The sequence below is a fragment of the Vibrio sp. T20 genome, from assembly GCF_007858795.1.
GTDB classification, from domain to species: Bacteria; Pseudomonadota; Gammaproteobacteria; order Enterobacterales; family Vibrionaceae; genus Vibrio; species Vibrio satsumensis.
Map to the genome: position 1 here is coordinate 118,703 of NZ_VFEB01000091.1, position 19,548 is coordinate 138,250.

Genomic DNA, 19,548 nt, shown 5'->3' on the forward strand with positions numbered 1-19,548 from the left:
AATAAATTTACGTAACTGACAAAAATTTAGCTAATTTATGCCGCTTATATTGGATATTCACAAAAGAAATACCACAAAAACTGTGTTATCCGGTCACACCACTTTCGATTTCATTGGCGACACTTTTGATCAAGCGACGCATCCACTGGTGATCTGGATTGGTTTGTAACAATGGGCTCCACGCCATCTTCACTTCAAAGGGTTCAATCGCAAATGGGGCTGGTTTGATTAACAAATTAGGGTTGTTGCGCTGCAATTGCGCGGCTTTAGTTGGAATAGTAAGAATAAGGTTTTTCTGCTGAGCGAAGAGAATTGCAGATAGGTAATGTCGGGTAAACACCGTGATATTACGGGTTTTACCAATGCGCATTAATGCTTCATCTATCCAACCGAGCTTTTGCGCTTCACTTGGGTTGATCCCCACTCCGGTTCCCATACCCGTCTTACTTACCCAGATATGTTGCGCTTTTAAATAGGACAAAATATCAAAGTTATCGGCTATTGGATTATCACAGCTGAATAGGCAAGAGAACCCGTCGTGCCAAAGGCTCATCTGGTGAAAGGACTGTGGAATGTCATCAAAACGGTTGATAATAATATCAACTGTACCTTGTTCTACATCCTGATAGCTCACATCACTTGGCGTCATGATATCCAAGCGTATTTTCGGCGCTATCTCACTCAGTTTTTTCAATAGCGGTTGAATAATGGTCGACTCAGCATAGTCACTCGCCATGATACGAAACACGCGCTCACTGTCTTCTGCATTAAACTCTGTGGTCGGCTGGAGTGTCTTTTCTACATTCGCCAAGATGTTGCGGATTAGCGGTTGCAACTTTTGCGCGCGCTCGGTCGGCACCATCCCTTCGCTGGTTCTCACCAATAGCGGATCTTCAAACAGATCACGCAATCGGCGCAGTCCATTACTCATGGCTGGTTGAGTTATTCCTAATTGATTTGCCGCTCGTGTAACGTTTCTTTCACGTAGCAACATGTCTAAATACACAAGTAAATTAAGGTCTATACGAGCAATATTCATAAGAAAAATACCGAATATAATAACTATAAATTAACAAAATTATCACATGCGTGGTTATTCTTTGTCCATAGCAAAGTTTTAATCCAAGCCAATTTGGCAACCATACCCCACGTGAAACTAAGGAATAGTTATGTCGCAAATTACACAAGATATCGAAATGATAGAAGTTGCAAAAAGCGCTGCAGGTGCTCCATGGGATGCAATCAATGCTGAATCTGCTGCTCGTATGCGAGCTCAAAACAAATTCAAAACAGGTCTAGATATCGCGCAATACACAGCAGATATCATGCGTGCGGATATGGAGGCTTACGACAAAGACAGCTCTCAATACACTCAATCTTTAGGTTGCTGGCATGGTTTTATCGGTCAACAAAAGCTGATTTCTATTAAGAAGCACTTTGATGGCAAGACAGACCGACGCTACCTATACCTTTCAGGTTGGATGGTTGCAGCACTTCGCTCGGACTTTGGTCCACTTCCAGACCAATCAATGCATGAGAAAACATCGGTTGCAGGCCTAGTAGAAGAACTATACACATTCCTGCGCCAAGCTGATGCTCGTGAACTGGGTGGCTTATTCCGTGAACTGGATGCAGCCCGTGAAGCAGGCGATGTAAACCTACAAGATCGTATTCAAGACAAAATTGACAACCACGTAACACACGTTGTGCCAATCATTGCCGATATCGATGCAGGTTTCGGTAACGCAGAAGCGACTTACCTAATGGCTAAGCAGATGATTGAAGCGGGTGCATGTTGTCTACAAATTGAAAACCAAGTTGCCGATGAGAAGCAATGTGGTCACCAAGATGGCAAAGTAACGGTTCCACACGCTGACTTCCACGCAAAACTTCGTGCACTTCGTTACGCTTTCCTTGAACTAGGCATCGACAACGGCGTTATTGTTGCTCGTACCGATTCTCAAGGTGCTGGCCTAACAAAAGAAATCGCAGTAGTGAAAGAGCCGGGCGACCAAGGTGATATCTACAACTCATACCTAGATGTTGAAGAGATCGATGTTGCAGATATGGCAGAAGGCGACGTTTGCTTTAACCGTGACGGCAAGCTAGTTCGACCTAAGCGTCTACCTTCAGGCTTATATCAATTCCGCCAAGGTACGGGTGAAGACCGTTGTGTATTCGACTGTATTGAAGCAATCAACGCAGGTGCTGACCTACTTTGGATTGAGACTGAGAAGCCACACATCGGCCAAATCAAAGAGATGATGGACGGCGTTCGTGAAGTTCACCCTAACGCGAAACTGGTTTACAACAACTCTCCATCATTCAACTGGACGCTAAACTTCCGTCAGCAAGCTTACGATGCATTGGTTGCTGAAGGTAAAGATGTATCAGCTTACGACCGTGCAAACCTCATGAGCGCGGAATACGACGAAACTGAACTGTCTGCGAGTGCTGACGAGAAGATTCGTACATTCCAAGCGGACGCATCTCGTGAAGCGGGTATCTTCCACCACTTGATTACGCTACCGACTTACCACACTGCAGCGCTGTCTACCGACAACCTTGCGAAAGAGTACTTCGGCGACCAAGGCATGTTGGGTTACGTTGCAAATGTTCAACGTAAAGAGATCCGCCAAGGCATCGCATGTGTTAAACACCAAAACATGTCTGGTTCAGACATCGGTGATGACCACAAAGAGTACTTCGCTGGTGAGAATGCACTAAAAGCAGCGGGCGAAGCGAATACATCTAACCAATTTGATTAATCTTGATTAATCGCTAGAGCTAAAGCCTCCCCCGCCCTTCTCTCTTACTTAGGTAAGATCCGGGGGAAGGCTTTGAGATAAAGCTTGTACTGCCGGCTTTATCTCAAAGTCTAAGAATTGTGTTCTACACCACGGTCAGCTAAGCAACATCTGTTTAAGCTAACTGTATTCATGTTGTTGAGATTCCTGTTTGTTGATATTTTTTTTGATCGAGAGTGCCTATGACTTCAATACCTAAACACCTACAAGATGCAAAAACGCTGCTATCAGAAAATGGTTTCGCAACGGGTGATACTTGGTATCACGGCACATCTTCAGCCTTGCTTGCTTCAATTAAAGGCCAAGGCCTGAAACGTTCTGGAGACAAAGCACTCAATGAAGCCGCTTCAAAAACCATGGCAACGATTGGTAATAACTACACCGAGTCGGTTGAACCTGTGTTCCTAACTCAGAGTAAAGAGCTGGCGTATTACTGGGCGCAACAAACCGTTCGTGAGCGAGGTGTTCGCTTCGAAGGTGAAGAACACCCTATCGTGTTAGCGGTAAACCTATCTGAAAAGCAACGAGCTAAAGTAAGACCGGACGTGGGTGCGATGAGCCTGTTAATGATGAGTGTGGGTGAACAGTTCATGGCTCACATGGCTAAGGTTTATCAAGAGAACAACATCGCAGGCCCTGATATTGAACTTCGCACTGCTGATCGTATGGATTACTTGAACAAGCTGGGTATGGCTTACATTGATGAAGACATCAGCCGAGCTTGTATTCAAGAGTTAGCTGTCCCCGAGCTGGCCAACTAAAAACGTTCAATAATCAGTCTTCTTAAAAACAAAAATGGCTCCCAATAAGGAGCCATTTTTATTTGCAGTCTATCTAACAAAGTACAGACGCATCTAGACTATGAACACAAACGACCTTTCTGTGCCGGTTGCATCATTTCGATGTCACCCTGTAGAGATCGATATACGATGGTATTCCACACTTCACCATTATCCATTTCAAATTCGATAGCATAGTTCAAACCCGCGACGACCTGAGTTCGAACACTCAAGATCTGCTTGAGCTCAGCTGAAGTATTCATTTGGCCAAGAACCGCGTCTAGAGCTTGCTTAGCTTCTGGTGTGATATCGCTTTGCGACCAACCACCAGTTAGGTTTTGAGTGCTACAGATAGGGTTCGCATTTTCTTGTGATTGAGCTAAAACCTCAGCCTTCTGGCTGCATCCTGCTAACGCAGCAACACTAAACAAGGTTGCCAATAGTACTTTCTTCATAAACCCTCACTAAATAAATCATTAACGAGTGACCACTCGCAACGATATTTCATATGCAGACAAGCTTAAACTTCTAATGTCATCACTTCATCAGAGATTATGGTATAACTACTCTATAAACACAGAAGATTGTCAGAAAAACAAAGCCGGGCACTGATGCCCGGATTTTATCCGTCTACTTTATTGATATTTAAACATTTAGTTTAGTGACGTTCTCGTTAATACAGCTTGAAGGATACCCCTTTTTTAATGCCAATTACCTAATGCCTGTTCTGTTAGTGAAAATACACCAACATCACGACATCATCCCCTTGCTGCTCTGCACTCAATAAGAAGTGTATATAGCCTTCTTCTGTTACAGGTATTTGCAGGTACTCATTGCTTCCACGGTAATCAGACGCATAGTCATGCTGCCCTGCCGTTGGCCAGTATGAGTGGCTAGCGAACAGATCAACGTTACCCGCATTCGACTGTTCGTTTTCCGCTTTGTCGCTCTTATCGTTGAGCCACACTCGCACCTCTTGTACACCTTCTGGTACATAGACAGCGGCATAACGTCGTTGGTGCACGGTAAGCACTTGAGCCTGACCGGCCTCCAATACCACAGGCGTTAAATCATCTTGCTGTTGAGTTGGAGGCGTTGGCGTTTCTGTGGCTACCGATGCGGTTAGCGACACCTCATTAAATTTAGTACGACCCGTAACACTCATGTAGTAGCGACCCGACTTAATGTAGCCCGAAGGTTCTTGTTCAAACGTCACCACTTCATTGCTGCCATTGCCGTATTCGCTGAATTCAAAGTCGTAGTAATGCGCTGGTTTGTTGTAGCTCATGTAGAGGTCAGCATCACCTTGAGTTTGCCCCTCAATAGACACTTCAAAATGCGTAGTATTCTCTGGAATATCAACATAGAACAACTGCTCGCTATACGCCTCGCCACTCAACAACACACTTTGGTTTGCTGTAAGCACTATGGCTTGATCTGTTGGTTGCGTAGGATCTGTCGGCTCTGTGGGATCAGTTGGTTCTGTAGGTTCTGTGGGATCACTTGAAACCGAGTCTAACCAGCACTCAAACTCGCCATTGTATTGCTGCCCTAGCACTTTTACTTGTTGTACCCATTCGGAGAATTGACCAGTACGAGACAATGCCAATAAACCTTGCACCTCTTGAGGATGCTCTTCCAGCATGAAGCGTACCGCCAAGTATCCCCAACGATATATACGATTGGAGTCATGGGAGTAAGTAGTCGCAAGCACATCCGACAGACTCATCTTCCCGCTGCTGATCAAACTAATCGCTGCATCATAGCGTTGCTTGTAATGCATAAATTCGGCAAAGCCCTCTAACCACCACACTACATAGCCATGTGCTAGGTTGTCGTTGAATGAGCCATATTGGTTAAAGCGAGCATCGAGATAGTGAGTGTATTCATGCTCTAAATTGAGAATAGAAAGGTCATCATCATTGGCATAGCGATAAGCCACAAAGCGAGCGACGTTACCGACTTCTGCAGGATTACCCTCTAAATACTGACCGCCATTGTCTGTGGTATTGCCAAACAAGAACGATGAATAATCAATGTAACTGCCTTTGCTGCCAAACACAGCGACTTCAACTCGCTCGTTGTTATCATCAGCGACAGGTTGCTGACCCGTATTCGCAACTTGGTGGAAGTCGGCCTCTTTGGCAGCCAACACATCACACGCCTCCATCGCTTGTGACTCAGTTAGATCTTGAGAGCGAATAATCGCAGGCCCTTGGCACTCATAACGATGGGGAAGTACACGCGTTGCCAAGTCGCGTTTCGCTTGTTCTAGGTCTAACCCATTCAAGCCTTCTGGTGCGAAGTAACTCATCATTTCGACGGCCGCTAGCCATAGCTTATCGTGCTCGCTACCCAGCGGGTTTTGCGCCATCACTTGCTGTATAACTCGCATCGTTTTGTCTTTGGTCGCTTTATCCGGACTGGCTAACAAACGGCCTGTTTCACGCACGGCGTTATAAACCAGAAAACTCGTATCTGTGTCCAACGCCCAACTGTTATCACGAGCAAAAGTCGCCAGCGTATCGATATGTTGGGTGTGGTTTGCCATGTAATCGTAAAAGTCATCTCGAGCGGCATGCCCTGCCATTGCTCGAAAGAGATTGTTGAGACCATCGACCCATTGTGAATCCTGCGCTGTTTCATGGTTAAAGTGATTCAATGCCGCAAGTTGCGCATCCATGGTCAGTGGAAGTTGCTTAATATTATCGACCATCAGCGTCAGACTTTTCATCGCCCCAACTTGCTCACGGCCTTGATCGAGAGCATTAGGGTTCGCCAGAAAAGCATTAACAGATAGAGCGAAGCGCTGGCTTAACGCCTCGGAGAAATCCTGCGCTCGCGCGTTATAGCGAACGTAATAAGCGGCGCGAACAAATTCGCCAAGGTTTTCAAGTTTACGAGCCTGTTCAGCATCACCTCGGTAACGGGTAATTTCTAAATTCAGAGCTACTTGAACACGGCTTAGGCTTGCTTCGCTATAGATATTGTTTAACGAACTCTCTTGAGCAGAGAACCAAGCGCCATAGCAACTGTTGTCTGCTGCTGAGACAGCGAGAGCAAGGTCAGACGCCTGCTGAAGATCAAGCACCTCACACTGACTTTGAGCAAAGGAGAAACTGGAAACACTGGCCAGCATGCAAGCGAGAGCCAAACGGTGACGTGGAAATAAACGGTTATGAGACATACAACACTCATTAGTTAAATGTATATTTTGGCTCGCCGTTATATTCCTTACGATTAACAAGGTGAATTCAGTTGCGTATGGTTTATGAACTTGGTTCAAAAAATAGATATTTTACGTCAATTTATAAATTCAAAGGATTATGCTCAATTGATACAGGTCAGAATCGGAGCAAGGTTAAGCTCTAAGTGATTGAGAACATTCTAATTTAGCAACTTATAAACTAGTAAATGTTCTGTTGTTAAGGGGTAGCGCAAGTAGTAAACTTAAGCTCGATTATGCAACTTGTTTTAAAAACTATAGACACAATTAGAGTTACTCAATCTCAACAAAGTAACTTTATATCAAATAACTTAATAACAATTCGTGTCTGGTTAACGAGTGCAAATAAAAATAATTATATAAACCTAGGCTAGGTTAACACCATGGAATTAACGTCGTCTTTAGTCTCACTGTTGGCTAGCAGTCTGGCTATCGAAAAGAAACAACACGCGCTGATCGAGCTCGTGATCAACACTTATCAGCCACAAGATCGCACTGCACTTTTCCAAACCGTCACAGACTACCGTAGACGACTATTGGAATCGTTCTTCCCAGAACATCAACACAAAAGCCTCTCCGTTTTATTTGAATTGATGGACTATCGCGATCTCATTCAACGCTATCCAAGCAGTTTATCGACCGAGATGGCATTGTTAGAGGAAGCGGCAGGTCAGTGTTACATGCATTGGTTAGACTTTTGGTGCGAATGCGAAATTGCTGCCATTAAGGCAAAGTCGCCGCTCGATAGTCGTTCACCCTCTGGTATCGATCTTCCCATTAAAGACAGCGCTTATTACAGTGCGATCATCAATCAGATAGAAGATGATCAACTTGTGGTACAAACACCCAGTCACCCACAAGGAATGCCTATCAGTGATGCCATCGCTTTAAGCAACCTTGAGGTTTTCATCAAGGGTGAAAAATGGTTTGAGATGCTGCCTTTATTACACCTGTCACAAACGGGTAAGCACTTTATCCTGCTCAAACACCCAGACGATGAAGCCTTCCCAACATTAGTTTCTTCCGCCTTGATTCAAGATTGGTCAAAAAATGAAACCTGGCTAAGCTATGCGCCGCCATTCAGCAATGATCACTGGCAATACTGCTTACCAAATCATGGTTACGATTCACTTTCAGGGTTACAGCTATTCACGCCACCGATATTGTCAAAATGTGACTCTCTGCCAAAACTCGATAATCAGTTTCAGTTACAACTATCCGAAACTCGAGCCATATGTGAAGTTCTGCGCTTAACCGTCAGTGGAAATACCCAACAAAAACTCTACTTCCTCTATCTCGCTCAAAAAGAGCTGATGAGCGTCTTACATCAAGTTGGCTACAAAATTGGCTTCACCATCATTGAACAACCTTTCATGCTTCAGTTTTATCAAGCTATTGACCCAAAAGCGTATTTCCATTCGGGATATTGCGAATTGAACGATGACGGCACCACCATTTACCGTGGCTTTTGGAATTTCGAATTGATGGTCAACGTATTTAATGACACCGACTTTAAAGGCTACAAACGCGCCGTGCGTAACAGCAGAAAGCTTAACTCTGTTCAACAACCAGTTTCTCTGCAACAGCCAAGCTCGGTAAATAAGGACGAACATGTTTGATTTCGGCTTAGAAGCCATCATCCACGCCAAAGCGATAACGCTTCTTGCGACGGTTGTTGTAGTCGTGATGTGGTTACTCTACTATTGCTACCGTCTGAAACTAAAGAGCGAAGCGATCGCAGGTACACACCACGTTGCCTACATCGCCTATTCGGTCTGTATTGTGGCGTGGATCAGCAGTAATGCGTATTTCCATACCGACTTATTACCAGAGCTTGGGCCGTCAGCAGCTGTGTTTGCAGCCAAATTTGCCAACCTCGCCTCCTTCTTTGCGTTTGCCTTCGCGTATTACTTCTCGTGTCAGCTTGCCGCCGAGCAACGCAACGGTAAGGTGCACCTATGGCAACAAGCGATTTTCGTCACTCTAACCGTCTACTCCTTGTTTATTAATTTAAGTCCGGGCTTAACCGTTGAAGACGTTATCATTGTTGGTCCAAGTCAGTTCGTGATTGAATTTGGCCCGCACACTTCGTACTTCTTCATCGGCATGATCAGCTTTGTGGTACTGACACTGGGTAACCTAGTGGCAATGCGCGCCAACAGCAGCAAGCTCACGCTGACCAAAACCAGCTATATGATTGCAGGTATCTTGGTGTTCATGTTGTCCACAGCAACGATCCACCTAGGTATGACTTACTTCTTGCGTGATTTCTCACTGACTTGGCTACCACCAGCCTTGTCTATTAGTGAGATGTTGTTCGTTGGGTATGCCCTGCTGACATCTCGTTTCTACAGCGTGAAATACCTTGCGTACATGAGCCTGAACGCCCTGTTAGTGTGTGCTATTTTAGTGATACCGTTTGGTGCGATATTCATCCCGCTGACCGAAGATAATCAATGGCTAATCGCCATTCCAATCTGCGCGCTAATAGGCATTACTTGGCATGTACTTTATAAACGTGTGAGCCGTTATGCCTCCTTCTTTGTCTACGGGAACAAGACAACACCAGTACAGCAAATCCTTGCTTTAGAAGAAGATTTCAAGCTATCAATTGATGATGCGATGCGTCGTTTGGGTAGCCTACTTCAAATCCCAGAAGACAAACTGCGCCTTGTTAACAGCAACTACAACGAGACTTTCTACGAAGACTACCTGTCGACCAACAAGTCTGTTTTAGTGTTCGACGAACTGTCTGAAGAGCTCGATTACACTGCGCCAGCAAAACGTTCTATCAATGCGCTCTATGAAAAGATGAGTTCTAACAACACGGCCTTGGTAATGCCTCTGTTTGGTCAGGGAAAGTCGGTCACGCACTTGTTGGTGTCATCGCACAAGAGCAACGATCAGATGTTCTCTAACGAAGAGATTTCTGCACTGCAAACCTTGTTAACTCGTGTGCAAAGTACCATCGAAGCGGATAGACGCATTCGCCAAAGTCGTGCTCTGGCTAACTCCATTGCCCATGAGATGCGTAACCCGCTTGCTCAAGTGCAACTGCACTTCGAAGTGCTAAAGCAGCACATCGACAACCAAGCGCCAGCAAAACAGATCCTACTTGATATCGAAAACGGCCAAGCTGCAATTCAACGCGGCCGACAGCTGATTGATATCATCTTGCGTGAGGTCAGTGATAGTTCACCTGAGCATGGTCCGGTGACAATGACCTCTATCCACAAAGCTGTCGATCAAGCAGTAAGCCACTATGGCTTTGAAAACGAGAAGATAATCGAACGTATTCGCTTACCACAACATGCTGATTTTGTTGTAAAGCTAAATGAAACCCTATTCAACTTCGTTATTTTCAACCTAATACGCAATGCGATTTATTACTTTGATTCGTATCCAGATAGCCAGATCGAAATCAGCACCAAAATAGACTCTTACGAGAACGTTTTAATATTCCGAGATACCGGCCCCGGCATAGATGAAGCGATTGCTCACAAGATCTTTGATGACTTCTTCTCTTACCAAAAAAGTGGTGGTAGCGGCTTAGGGCTAGGCTATTGCCAACGTGTAATGCGTTCATTTGGTGGCAGAGTTGAGTGCCATTCTAAACTTGGTGAGTTTACTGAGTTCCACCTGTACTTCCCTGTGGTACCGAATGCTCCCAAAGCAGATGCGCTTCGTACACCTTATTTCAATGATTGGAAACACAACCAAACGACTACTCAAGATAAAACCTGCGCTGATACAGAACCAACAAGTTCGCGAGAATCTGAGAGCCATTTAGCACCTACCGTGCTCATCGTTGATGACAAAGAGGTGCAACGCACACTTGTTCAGATGTATTTGAGCCGACTTGGCGTTAACAGTTTACAAGCCAAAAATGGCGAAAATGCTGTTGAGTTGTTCAGAACACACAAAGTTGATTTGATCTTAATGGACGTGCAAATGCCGATAATGAATGGTTTTGACGCAAGCCAAATCATCAAGGCACGCTCTCCTCAAACGCCAATCATTGCTTTGTCCGGCGAATCAGGACAACGTGAATTAGACATGATCAATCAGTTAATGGATGGTCGACTTGAAAAGCCAACGTCTTTGAATGCATTGCAGCACGTACTCGATAACTGGCTTGAGAAAGACTGGGCGTCAAATGCTTCCAAAGAAGCCGAAGGTGAAGAGTAGATGGCTAACCAGTAAATTAACGACTGATTAAAAATCCCCTCAAGAAAGGTTCTTGAGGGGATTTTTATTTTGGGATATTTCAGCTATTCGAAGAGATACTAAAGCTCTTTAATCTCAATTTGACGCAACGTTTCCATATACTCTAAAGTTTCATCCACATCGACTGGCTCGTACAAACGTAATACGCCAGCCCAACCTTCAGACACTTCAAAATCATAAGCTGCACCGGTACCACAGTTGAATGTGACAGACACTGTACCATCACCGTTATCACGCATGGATTCGCCAGAAGCATAGAAGTGCTCAGAGTCGATCCAACCATCCGCTCCATAAGTGGTTAGAGAGTAGTAACCACCGCGCCCCTCAAAGTCCAAATTTGGCGTTGGAATCGTCCACTCTTGGCAGGCCGTCTTACCTTGACCTGGCACGCGCTCTAGGTATTGCGCTGTATCGGCTGGTAGCCCTGCGTAACCAAATGCCGTCACGTATTTGAAGTGGTGGTCTTCTACGTCATCCAAAGTCGCACCAAATCCCTTTAACCCTTCAATAGGCGCGCCGTGTTTCATTACATTGTTGATCAGTTTTAAACGGTAATTTTCAACATCACTAGGGTTATAGCCTTTACCTTGATAAGGCTTATCTGAATTCGCTTTGATAGAAAGCAGACTTTGGCGACGTTTGGTATCTTCGATAGAATCTGCGATACGTGTTCTGGCTAGTACATGAACATGTGTACCTGTCGTCAAGTCACTAGCTGTTAGGTTAAGTGTTTCACCACGACGAACCACCTTATGCACCAGATGATTTTCGTCCATGATATGGATGATTTGGAAATAGTCGTTGTCTTCTGCGGGCACATGGAACGTTGCACCTTCTGATACATCAACAACCATCGTCGAGTAAACAACATCACGATTTGAACGAATCACAGTTTGTGTATCTTTTGAGACTGGTTCGGCGTGCAACCAATGGTTTACACCGACCTTATTTTGGAGGCCAAGAAAGTTCCAATCTGACTCCGCTTCTGGGTAGTTATCCCAATTAACACCACCAACAGCAGTATGATCATAAACAGATGAACTGCGTGGCGCAGTACACACCATGTGGCAGATCGGAATTTCTCAGATGACCGAGCCGGGCGTCTACGTGGTAAAAGCCAAAGGGTCTGAGACACCGAGTAATCTGCCAAAAGGCGCTCAGGTTTTTGAGTCAGACACCAACTATGTTTTCTTTGGCGTTCGCTTAATGGCAGAGTCAGACCAGCAACGTATGAAAGACTTAGAGGCCCTGAAAATTACCAACCTCAACGGAAAGCCACTGAGTGATAACGGCGTAAACTTCCCTGAGCGTGGTGAAGATGCCAAACACCCAAGAGGCATGGCATTTTGGAATACGTTGAATGAAGCCATTCAAGCTGAGCCAGTAGCAGAGCGTGATCGCATGATGCACGACATGCTACGTCCCCTGGGTATTGAGAAAGGTAAGACGTTTGAACCATCAGGTCAGCAGCGTGAGATTTTAGAGCAAGCTGTAGTGATGGGGGAAGCTATGGTTAAGAATATCGACTTCAACAAAACAGAACGCTTGCCACACGCAGCTTACGGTAAGGAAGGCAACTTTTGGGAAGTAGCGACGGCTTCAACACCAAACCAAGATCGTTACTACGGTATGGATCTCGATGGACGCGCAGCATGGTTCTACGAAGCTGTAACTAACGACGTAGCAATGCACGGTTTTGAGAATGGCGGTTGGGGCCAGATCTATCTAGACAACTACCGCGATGACAGTGGTAAGGGGCTTAATGGCAGCAACCACTACACTCTGACTCTGGATGGTGATGTAAACTTCGCGGATCTGTTCTGGACAATCACTATCTATAACGTTGAGAACCGCGCCATTATCGACAACGACATTGAGCGTGCAGATGTAGGTTCAAACATCGAGGGAACGGTCAAAGACGCACAAGGCAATTACACCTTCCACTTCTCGCCAACTAAGCCAGCAGGTGTGAATGAAGCTAACTGGGTGCAAACACGAGAAAACGAAAACTGGTTTGTTTACTTCCGTGCATACTCACCAAGTAAAGCATTTGTAGCGCAGCAGCCAGAAACGTTATTACCTAACTTCAAGCGTGTGGATTAATCGCCTATAAGAAATTTCATCAAGAACAATTATCAAGTTAGATGAAGTAATAAAAACAAGAAGAGGAGCCTAGTTGCTCCTCCTCTTGTTAGCTCCTTTATATTTTTAGCCTTTACATGTACAGAGAGACAAGCTCATCAAAAGTTTTCCGATTCTTACAACAATCCCATGATTTAAATAGAGAAAAGAGGTATACATAATGATGTATTATCTAAATTACTGAAATTATCATGACGCTCAAAGAGATCCTTAAAATTCCCAATGTCCGCTACTTCTTGATGTTTAGAAGCAGCTACTTTGCGCGTTTTTATTACCCAGTATTCACTCTACTCTACTTAGATTACGGGCTAACCCTTTCTCAATTCGCGATGCTCAATGTAGTTTGGGCGGCCACCATTGTGCTTGCTGAAGTACCGTCGGGTGCATTCGCTGATACCTTAGGCCGCAAGAAACTAGTGGTGCTGTCTTCGATCGTAATGTTTGTTGAGATCGCGATGATCGCGCTAGTGCCAACCGGAAACCCTGACTTGGTGTTCATAGTCTTTCTGATTAACCGGATTCTCAGTGGCTTAGCGATGGCACTGGCCAGCGGCGCCGACGAGGCATTGGCTTACGACACCTTAAAAGAACAAGGCAATGAAGAGTTGTGGCCTCGAGTGCTGCAAATCCAGCTTCGTGTCGCGTCTAGCGTGGGGATCTTTGTCACGCTGATTGGTGCGGCGATGTACGATGTGAACTTTATGACAAACATCTTTCATTTCCTTGGACTAGCCGAGCCAGAAAGCACTAAAGACCTGATGCGTATTCCCGTATTTGCCACCCTATTTGTTGCGATGCTCGCTATCTATGCAGCGATTAATATGCGCGAAGAGAAAAAGGTGATGCCAAGCGACCAAACCAATTTAGTAACCACCATCACAAGTCTTAAATTAACGATCGATGCGGGTAAATGGGTATTTGCTACGCCTTACGTGCTGTTCATCTTGCTCTACTACAGCCTATTCGAACACACCTCACGCATGTTCCTCACCATGAACAGCCAATACTATCTGGCCATTGATATTCCTATTATCTACTTCGGTTTTATTGGCGCGGGTATAAGCTTACTTAAGATCATCTTAGCTGGGCAAAGCCGAAGATTAGCAGAGAGCATTGAGCCTAAAACCTTCATCGTGGTTATGGGATTGGCGAGCACGGCGACTTATTACTGGATCAGTTTAGGTTGGTCGATCTACGGAGTCATTCCGGCATTGGTGTTAATCTTTATCATCATGACGATGAATATTTTCATCAGCTACCACCTGAATAAAAAGACCGAATCGCACAACAGAGCCACGGTCCTCAGCTTTAAAGGGCTGATGTTTAACCTCGGATACGGCCTGATCGGTATCTTGTACGCTTACTACTATAAGTTGGTGTCTCAGGGCTACACCGAACAAGAAATAGAACAGAACCTTGCCTTCTTGGCCTCACTATCTTCGTTTTTCTATTACTTCACCTTACTGTTCGTTTCGATCAGCGCGCTGTTCTACTTCAAGAACAAGAAACAGCCGATCTTCTGAAGAGCGATCTAATACTGAATAGAGAATAAAGGTGAGCCTCTGGCTATAATCAGACCATGTCGCTTCTTATCATGTGATTTTTTGTTAGTATCATCATCAAATTACATCACACATGGAAGCGTCATGTCTTTTAGTTGGATCGCCTTTACTCTTCTCGCAGCCTTTAGCCAATCTTGGCGTAATGCCTTTCAAAGCAAACTCAGTGGCACCATGAGCGTGGCTGGCGTGACGTTGGCGCGTTTTATTTGGGCTGGCCCAATAGCCCTTATTTACCTCTACACCCTCTATCAATGGCAGCCTGTAGCTATCCCCGACTTTTCGGGTGAATTTGTTTTCTATATTGTTGCTGCCGCCATTATGCAGATCCTCGCGACCGGCTTAATGGTGATGCTGTTCAAGCTAGAAAACTATGCGATAGGCGCTGGGTTAGCCAAGTGTGAAGCTCCTGTTTCTGCGGTGCTCTCCGTGTTGTTTTTTGGCACCGCATTAACAGTGACAGGTTGGGTCGGCGTACTTATTGGTACTTTAGGCGTGCTAATCATGAGTAGCGCTTCTGGCTGGCGAAGCTTGTCCCCGAAAGTGTTCTTGTTAGGTATGGCGTGTAGCACCGCCTTTGCTTTAACGTCTCTTTGGGTACGTGAAGCTAGCTTGAGCATTGGCTTACCCTTCCCTCACAGCGCAGCGTGGGTGCTGTTCCTAGTTATTTCCCTTCAAACAGTGATTATCTGTACGTACCTCTTTTTCAGAGAACGCGACACGTTACACCAGATATTCAAGAAGTCGAGATTGGTGGTGATGACAAGCTTAGCCAGTGTGATTGGTTCTCTTGGCTGGTTTAGTGCGATGTCACTTCAAGCCGTGCCTTATGTGAAAACGTTGGGACAAGTTGAGGTGGTCTTTATGGTGTTGATATCTTACTTCTGGTTGGGGCAAAGCATCGCGCGCAAAGACATTGTTGCGCTCATCTTACTCTCTATCGCAGCAGTATTAGTGATGTGGCAATGAGTAAGTTTCTCAATGCTTGGGCGTTGGCAAATAATACCCGAACAAAATATTCATCCACAGTATAAATCTTACCGTGGCATAAAATGATAAGAACGACCGCCACATAATTTTTATAGTGCTCGTATCAGCTATTAATCATAACCCAATAGGATACAGCCCAATGAAAACGCTCGCTCAAATCGCACTAGCAACGATCTTTTTTACAACCTCAATGATGGTATTCGCTGAACCCGCGACGATAAACCAATCCCAATCAAAAACGGCAACCACAACTGTGAAACATGAAGCAATGACTGTAACGTTAACTGATAAACATTTTACGTCTGCAGAAGAAACTGAAGCCACTGCCTCACAGACTTTAACGCAAAGCCAAAAAACAGACTCAGCGCCACAGCCAACAATATAATGGCTGTATCAAAATAGTGGCGGGGCAAACTAACGTATAAAGACCTGTCATCATCAGGCAGTGACGAGCTCGTTAATATGGCTAGGACAAATTGAAGTCATATTGCGACCGTTTGTTTTCGCTTGATACAACGCTTTGTCGGCTCGACTAATAAACCCATCCCAATTCTCATGTGGGTGAAGCTGAGCGACACCGAAACTCGACGTCAGAAACATCTCTTTTCCTTGCACGGCTGAGATCTCTGAAATAGACAATCGCAACTTACAAGCAATAGCCTGTGCTTGTAGGAAATTGACATTGGGTAATAAAATCATTATCTCGTCTCCGCCAAAACGGAACGCGCTGGCTGTTGGCGATGTTTTTATCGCACTTTGAACCATTTCAGCAAAAGACTTGATCACGAGATCACCCACAATGTGTCCGTGTTGATCATTGATCGACTTAAAATTATCAATATCCATCATAATGGCACTGACAGGCGTAGTACCCGCCTGCTTCATGATGACTGGAACCATTTCATCTAATGCTCTGCGGTTTCCAAGTGCCGTTAAAGGATCACTGTAAGACAGGTCATGAATAGACCTAAGTAACCTTGCATTAATCAACCAGAGCATCGTGAAGCTCATCGATACGATAAGAACAATACTGACTAAAAAGGCAAGTTGATGAATAAGTGCGGCCGCCATGAAATCCTCCAGCTCAGCTGAAAATAACGTCACCGTTACTCGGAAAACCATAAACCCGCCATATATCAAAAATGACAAGGCCATCATCCGAGTTGCTAAGGTTAAGTCATCGCGTTGACCCTTCAATACCGCAAAGGCAGTACAAACAGTCACAAAGGCCAAATAGAAACTAATGAGGATGATTCGAGCCTTGATGGAAGGTTCGTAGTACGTAAAATAAATAAAACATGGCAAAAGAGCCAACATCATCAGACTACTTAGGTAGGTGCATTTTAGGGAATATTCTCGAAACAGGCATAAGCTATACAAAGCGAGATGAAAGCCAAGCGCAATGACCATGTTGGCGCCAATAACAGTGATCCAATCAGGGAGTTCCCCTCTTAGGCTCAACATCAACGGCCCACTTCCGATAACAAATATTGAAATGGAAAAAATTGAAAGCCCTTTAATGGACTGTTGGGTAAATTGGAACAGCAACAAGCCAATGCAGTAAATGAAAGAGAACAAAATAATAATAAAATTAAGTGTTCTCATATCCAGCGAAAAACCATCCATGATTTACTCTCTTCCCTAAGCCAATTAAATTATAACATGGTCAATAGTTATCGAAATTATAAATTTATTCACTATATGAATCATTACACTTTGTAAAATAGGGGATGTGTCACATATGGGGAGATCGGTATCGCATGAGTCCATGATATGGATAGGTATGTAAAACTCGCCCCATATGGCTTTATAACATCACTGAATCTACACGCTTCTTCACTCGTTACTTGGTTGAATGACGACTGTCTGGCATTATGCGCTCAAGAAATCTGTAGTTATTACGCGGTACAGAATGAATGAAGGTAGTCAGTGGTAGAAAACAGCCAACAATTAAGTAGCCAATACGACGAACATGGTTACTTTGTTATCAGAAATTATTTCAATGAAGCTCAAATTGCATCGCTAAGAAAAGTCGTGCTGAAATTCCATGAATCATGGAAAGCAGACAACGAAGAATTCTATCAAGAAGAAGCATTTAACTCGTCTTTGATTACGGGAAGTGAGTATTTGCCAACCGAAGATAGACGCGTACTTTTCAACTTCATCAGCTCAAAAAAAGTCATGGAAGTGGTCGATGCGGTGATTCCGAACAAACCGGCATTCATGAATACACAGCTGTTCTTCAACCCAGTAAACCCGCAGCAAAAAGACTTCTGGCATCGTGACTGTCAATACGACTACGACATTGATGACCAGATGAAAGTCATCATGGAAACCCAGGTATTGCATCTGCGAGTGCCCCTTTTTGATGAGCCAGGTATGGAGCTTATCCCCGGAACACATAAGCGCTGGGACAACGAAGAAGAGTACAATGTTCGCCAAGAAGAAAACGGCAAAGTGAGCAGCGATGACATATCTGGCGGTAAGCAAATACCATTAGCAGCCGGGGACTTATTGGTGTTTTCAGCGGATATGATCCACCGAGGCCGTTATGGCTTGGATCGTTTGGCTTTGGATATTTTGATCTTCGATTCGGCGGCAGACTATGTCGACTACGTTGATGACGACTGTTTACCAACACCAGCTATGTTGAGCAATATTAGCGACCCAAGATTGTTTATGAACACGCTACACTTAAAATCAATGCAGTACTCATAATCCATAAAGGTACCCGAACTATGACTGACACTAAGCAAAATACCCGAATTAGCCAGTTCCGTTTCGGTCAGCCAAAAGAATCTCTCAAGTTAGAACATGTCGCTTTAGGGGCACTAGACAAAGATAAAGTTCGAGTACAAATTGAAGCCACTAACATTAATCCTAGTGATCTGTTGTCGATTTATGGTGTGGGCCAATACAAACATAGCCACCAGCCGCCGAGAGTACCGGGGTTTGAAGCGGTAGGAAGGGTTATCGAGTCCAGTCATGCAGAGTTTGCAGTGGATCAGCGCGTGCTTGTGGCAACCAGTGGAACATGGCAGAACTATGTCGATGTATCACCAGATGACCTGTTCCAAATTCCTCAGCATCTAGAAAATGGCTACGCCTGCCAGTTGTACATTAATGCGCTAACCGCATGGGTGTTGACGACAGAAGTGGCTAAGCTGACCCAAGAAGATGTGTTGATCATCAACGCAGGCAGCTCTGCCATCGGTAAGATCTTCTCCCAGTTATCAGTATCACTCGGCTTCAAAATCATTGTCGTTACATCACAGCCGACACAATACCCAACCACTTCCAGTTGGGTGTTAGATGCGAACGCTGATCTAGTTTATCAAATTAAGGCGTTAGACTTACCTATGCCAACCGTTGCCTTTGATGCGATTGGCGGTTCACCCGGAACCGATCTTATTCACACCCTTGGCAACAATGGGCGCTTTATCAACTATGGGACGTTGTCGCTGGATTTTTACGAGCCACGCTTCTTTGAATACGCGAAAAGCCAACACATCGATTTCAGTACCTTCTTCTTACGTTATTGGGAAGAAGCGGAAGGTAAAGATGTTCGCCGTGATAAGTTCACGACCATGCTAGATCACTTCATCACAAACGACATTCAGCTCGACATTGACCGCTATCTGCCATTCGATGAAGTGCAAACCGCGATTGATCTCATTGAATCGAAAACCACACGCTTAGATGGCAAGATCATATTACTGCCACAGTAAGTGAAAGTTGGACGATATACCTTGTTTATCTCAACAGGCAAGACGTTCAACAGCTTACAAACGTGCTTATTAATACACCAACGCTTAGAA

At 44.7% G+C, this 19,548-nt stretch carries 14 protein-coding genes and 2 pseudogenes; 10 read left to right on the forward strand and 6 right to left on the reverse strand.

The annotated features are described in order from the left end of the window. Nucleotides 1–85 precede the first annotated feature (85 nt). Nucleotides 86–1,039, reverse strand: a complete 954-nt coding sequence (locus FTW16_RS10205; RefSeq protein WP_061038005.1) for a LysR family transcriptional regulator — start codon at nucleotides 1,037–1,039, stop codon at nucleotides 86–88. A 130-nt stretch (nucleotides 1,040–1,169) separates the two neighbouring features. Between FTW16_RS10205 and FTW16_RS10210 the strand changes: the two genes are divergently transcribed. After that, nucleotides 1,170–2,768 (forward strand): isocitrate lyase, encoded by a 1,599-nt coding sequence (locus FTW16_RS10210; protein WP_146490956.1) that lies wholly within the window; start codon nucleotides 1,170–1,172, stop codon nucleotides 2,766–2,768. Between the two features lie 221 nt (nucleotides 2,769–2,989). Beyond that, nucleotides 2,990–3,568, forward strand: a complete 579-nt coding sequence (locus FTW16_RS10215; RefSeq protein WP_146490957.1) for a hypothetical protein — start codon at nucleotides 2,990–2,992, stop codon at nucleotides 3,566–3,568. Nucleotides 3,569–3,666: 98 nt separating this feature from the next. On the opposite strand, the gene FTW16_RS10220 is transcribed toward FTW16_RS10215, so the two are convergent. Together FTW16_RS10220 and FTW16_RS10225 are read right to left on the reverse strand one after the other, a co-directional pair. Then, nucleotides 3,667–4,041, reverse strand: coding sequence for a cystatin domain-containing protein (locus tag FTW16_RS10220; protein WP_146490958.1), 375 nt, complete (start codon nucleotides 4,039–4,041; stop codon nucleotides 3,667–3,669). A gap of 275 nt (nucleotides 4,042–4,316) precedes the next feature. Next, nucleotides 4,317–6,773 carry a M9 family metallopeptidase gene (locus FTW16_RS10225; RefSeq protein ID WP_146490959.1) on the reverse strand — a complete coding sequence of 819 codons (2,457 nt, stop codon included), beginning with the start codon at nucleotides 6,771–6,773 and terminating at the stop codon, nucleotides 4,317–4,319. Nucleotides 6,774–7,195: 422 nt separating this feature from the next. On the opposite strand from FTW16_RS10225, the gene FTW16_RS10230 reads away from it, so the two are divergent. Continuing rightward, on the forward strand, nucleotides 7,196–8,431 hold the full coding sequence (locus FTW16_RS10230) for an acyl-homoserine-lactone synthase (protein WP_146490960.1): 1,236 nt from the start codon (nucleotides 7,196–7,198) through the stop codon (nucleotides 8,429–8,431). Continuing rightward, nucleotides 8,424–11,000 carry a hybrid sensor histidine kinase/response regulator gene (locus tag FTW16_RS10235; protein ID WP_146490961.1) on the forward strand — a complete coding sequence of 859 codons (2,577 nt, stop codon included), beginning with the start codon at nucleotides 8,424–8,426 and terminating at the stop codon, nucleotides 10,998–11,000. Before FTW16_RS10230 ends, FTW16_RS10235 begins: the two co-directional genes overlap by 8 nt. A gap of 98 nt (nucleotides 11,001–11,098) precedes the next feature. Here the strand turns inward: FTW16_RS10235 and FTW16_RS24730 are convergent, their stop codons facing one another. Together FTW16_RS24730 and FTW16_RS24735 are read right to left on the reverse strand one after the other, a co-directional pair. After that, the gene (locus FTW16_RS24730) at nucleotides 11,099–11,374 is read right to left on the reverse strand and encodes a hypothetical protein (RefSeq protein ID WP_048661167.1); all 276 of its coding nucleotides are present in this window, start codon (nucleotides 11,372–11,374) and stop codon (nucleotides 11,099–11,101) included. 441 nt (nucleotides 11,375–11,815) lie between these two features. Continuing rightward, a pseudogene (locus FTW16_RS24735) lies at nucleotides 11,816–12,103 on the reverse strand (DUF1254 domain-containing protein); the annotation flags it as partial. Between FTW16_RS24735 and FTW16_RS10245 the strand changes: the two are divergent. From FTW16_RS10245 to FTW16_RS10260, 4 genes and pseudogenes are all read left to right on the forward strand, one after another. Then, nucleotides 12,072–13,142: pseudogene (locus FTW16_RS10245) on the forward strand (DUF1214 domain-containing protein); the annotation flags it as partial. The pseudogenes FTW16_RS24735 and FTW16_RS10245 sit on opposite strands and share 32 nt — an antisense overlap. A gap of 230 nt (nucleotides 13,143–13,372) precedes the next feature. Beyond that, nucleotides 13,373–14,704 (forward strand): MFS transporter, encoded by a 1,332-nt coding sequence (locus tag FTW16_RS10250; RefSeq protein WP_146490963.1) that lies wholly within the window; start codon nucleotides 13,373–13,375, stop codon nucleotides 14,702–14,704. 123 nt (nucleotides 14,705–14,827) lie between these two features. After that, entirely contained in the window at nucleotides 14,828–15,709 is an 882-nt protein-coding gene (locus FTW16_RS10255; protein WP_048661060.1) for a DMT family transporter, read from the forward strand. Nucleotides 15,710–15,869: 160 nt separating this feature from the next. Beyond that, nucleotides 15,870–16,115 (forward strand): hypothetical protein, encoded by a 246-nt coding sequence (locus tag FTW16_RS10260; protein ID WP_048661059.1) that lies wholly within the window; start codon nucleotides 15,870–15,872, stop codon nucleotides 16,113–16,115. A 53-nt stretch (nucleotides 16,116–16,168) separates the two neighbouring features. Here the strand turns inward: FTW16_RS10260 and FTW16_RS10265 are convergent, their stop codons facing one another. After that, nucleotides 16,169–17,356 (reverse strand): GGDEF domain-containing protein, encoded by a 1,188-nt coding sequence (locus tag FTW16_RS10265; RefSeq protein WP_048661058.1) that lies wholly within the window; start codon nucleotides 17,354–17,356, stop codon nucleotides 16,169–16,171. A 303-nt stretch (nucleotides 17,357–17,659) separates the two neighbouring features. On the opposite strand from FTW16_RS10265, the gene FTW16_RS10270 reads away from it, so the two are divergent. Beyond that, on the forward strand, nucleotides 17,660–18,448 hold the full coding sequence (locus FTW16_RS10270; protein ID WP_048661057.1) for a phytanoyl-CoA dioxygenase family protein: 789 nt from the start codon (nucleotides 17,660–17,662) through the stop codon (nucleotides 18,446–18,448). 20 nt (nucleotides 18,449–18,468) lie between these two features. After that, on the forward strand, nucleotides 18,469–19,458 hold the full coding sequence (locus FTW16_RS10275) for a zinc-dependent alcohol dehydrogenase family protein (protein ID WP_146490964.1): 990 nt from the start codon (nucleotides 18,469–18,471) through the stop codon (nucleotides 19,456–19,458). Nucleotides 19,459–19,548: the final 90 nt, after the last annotated feature.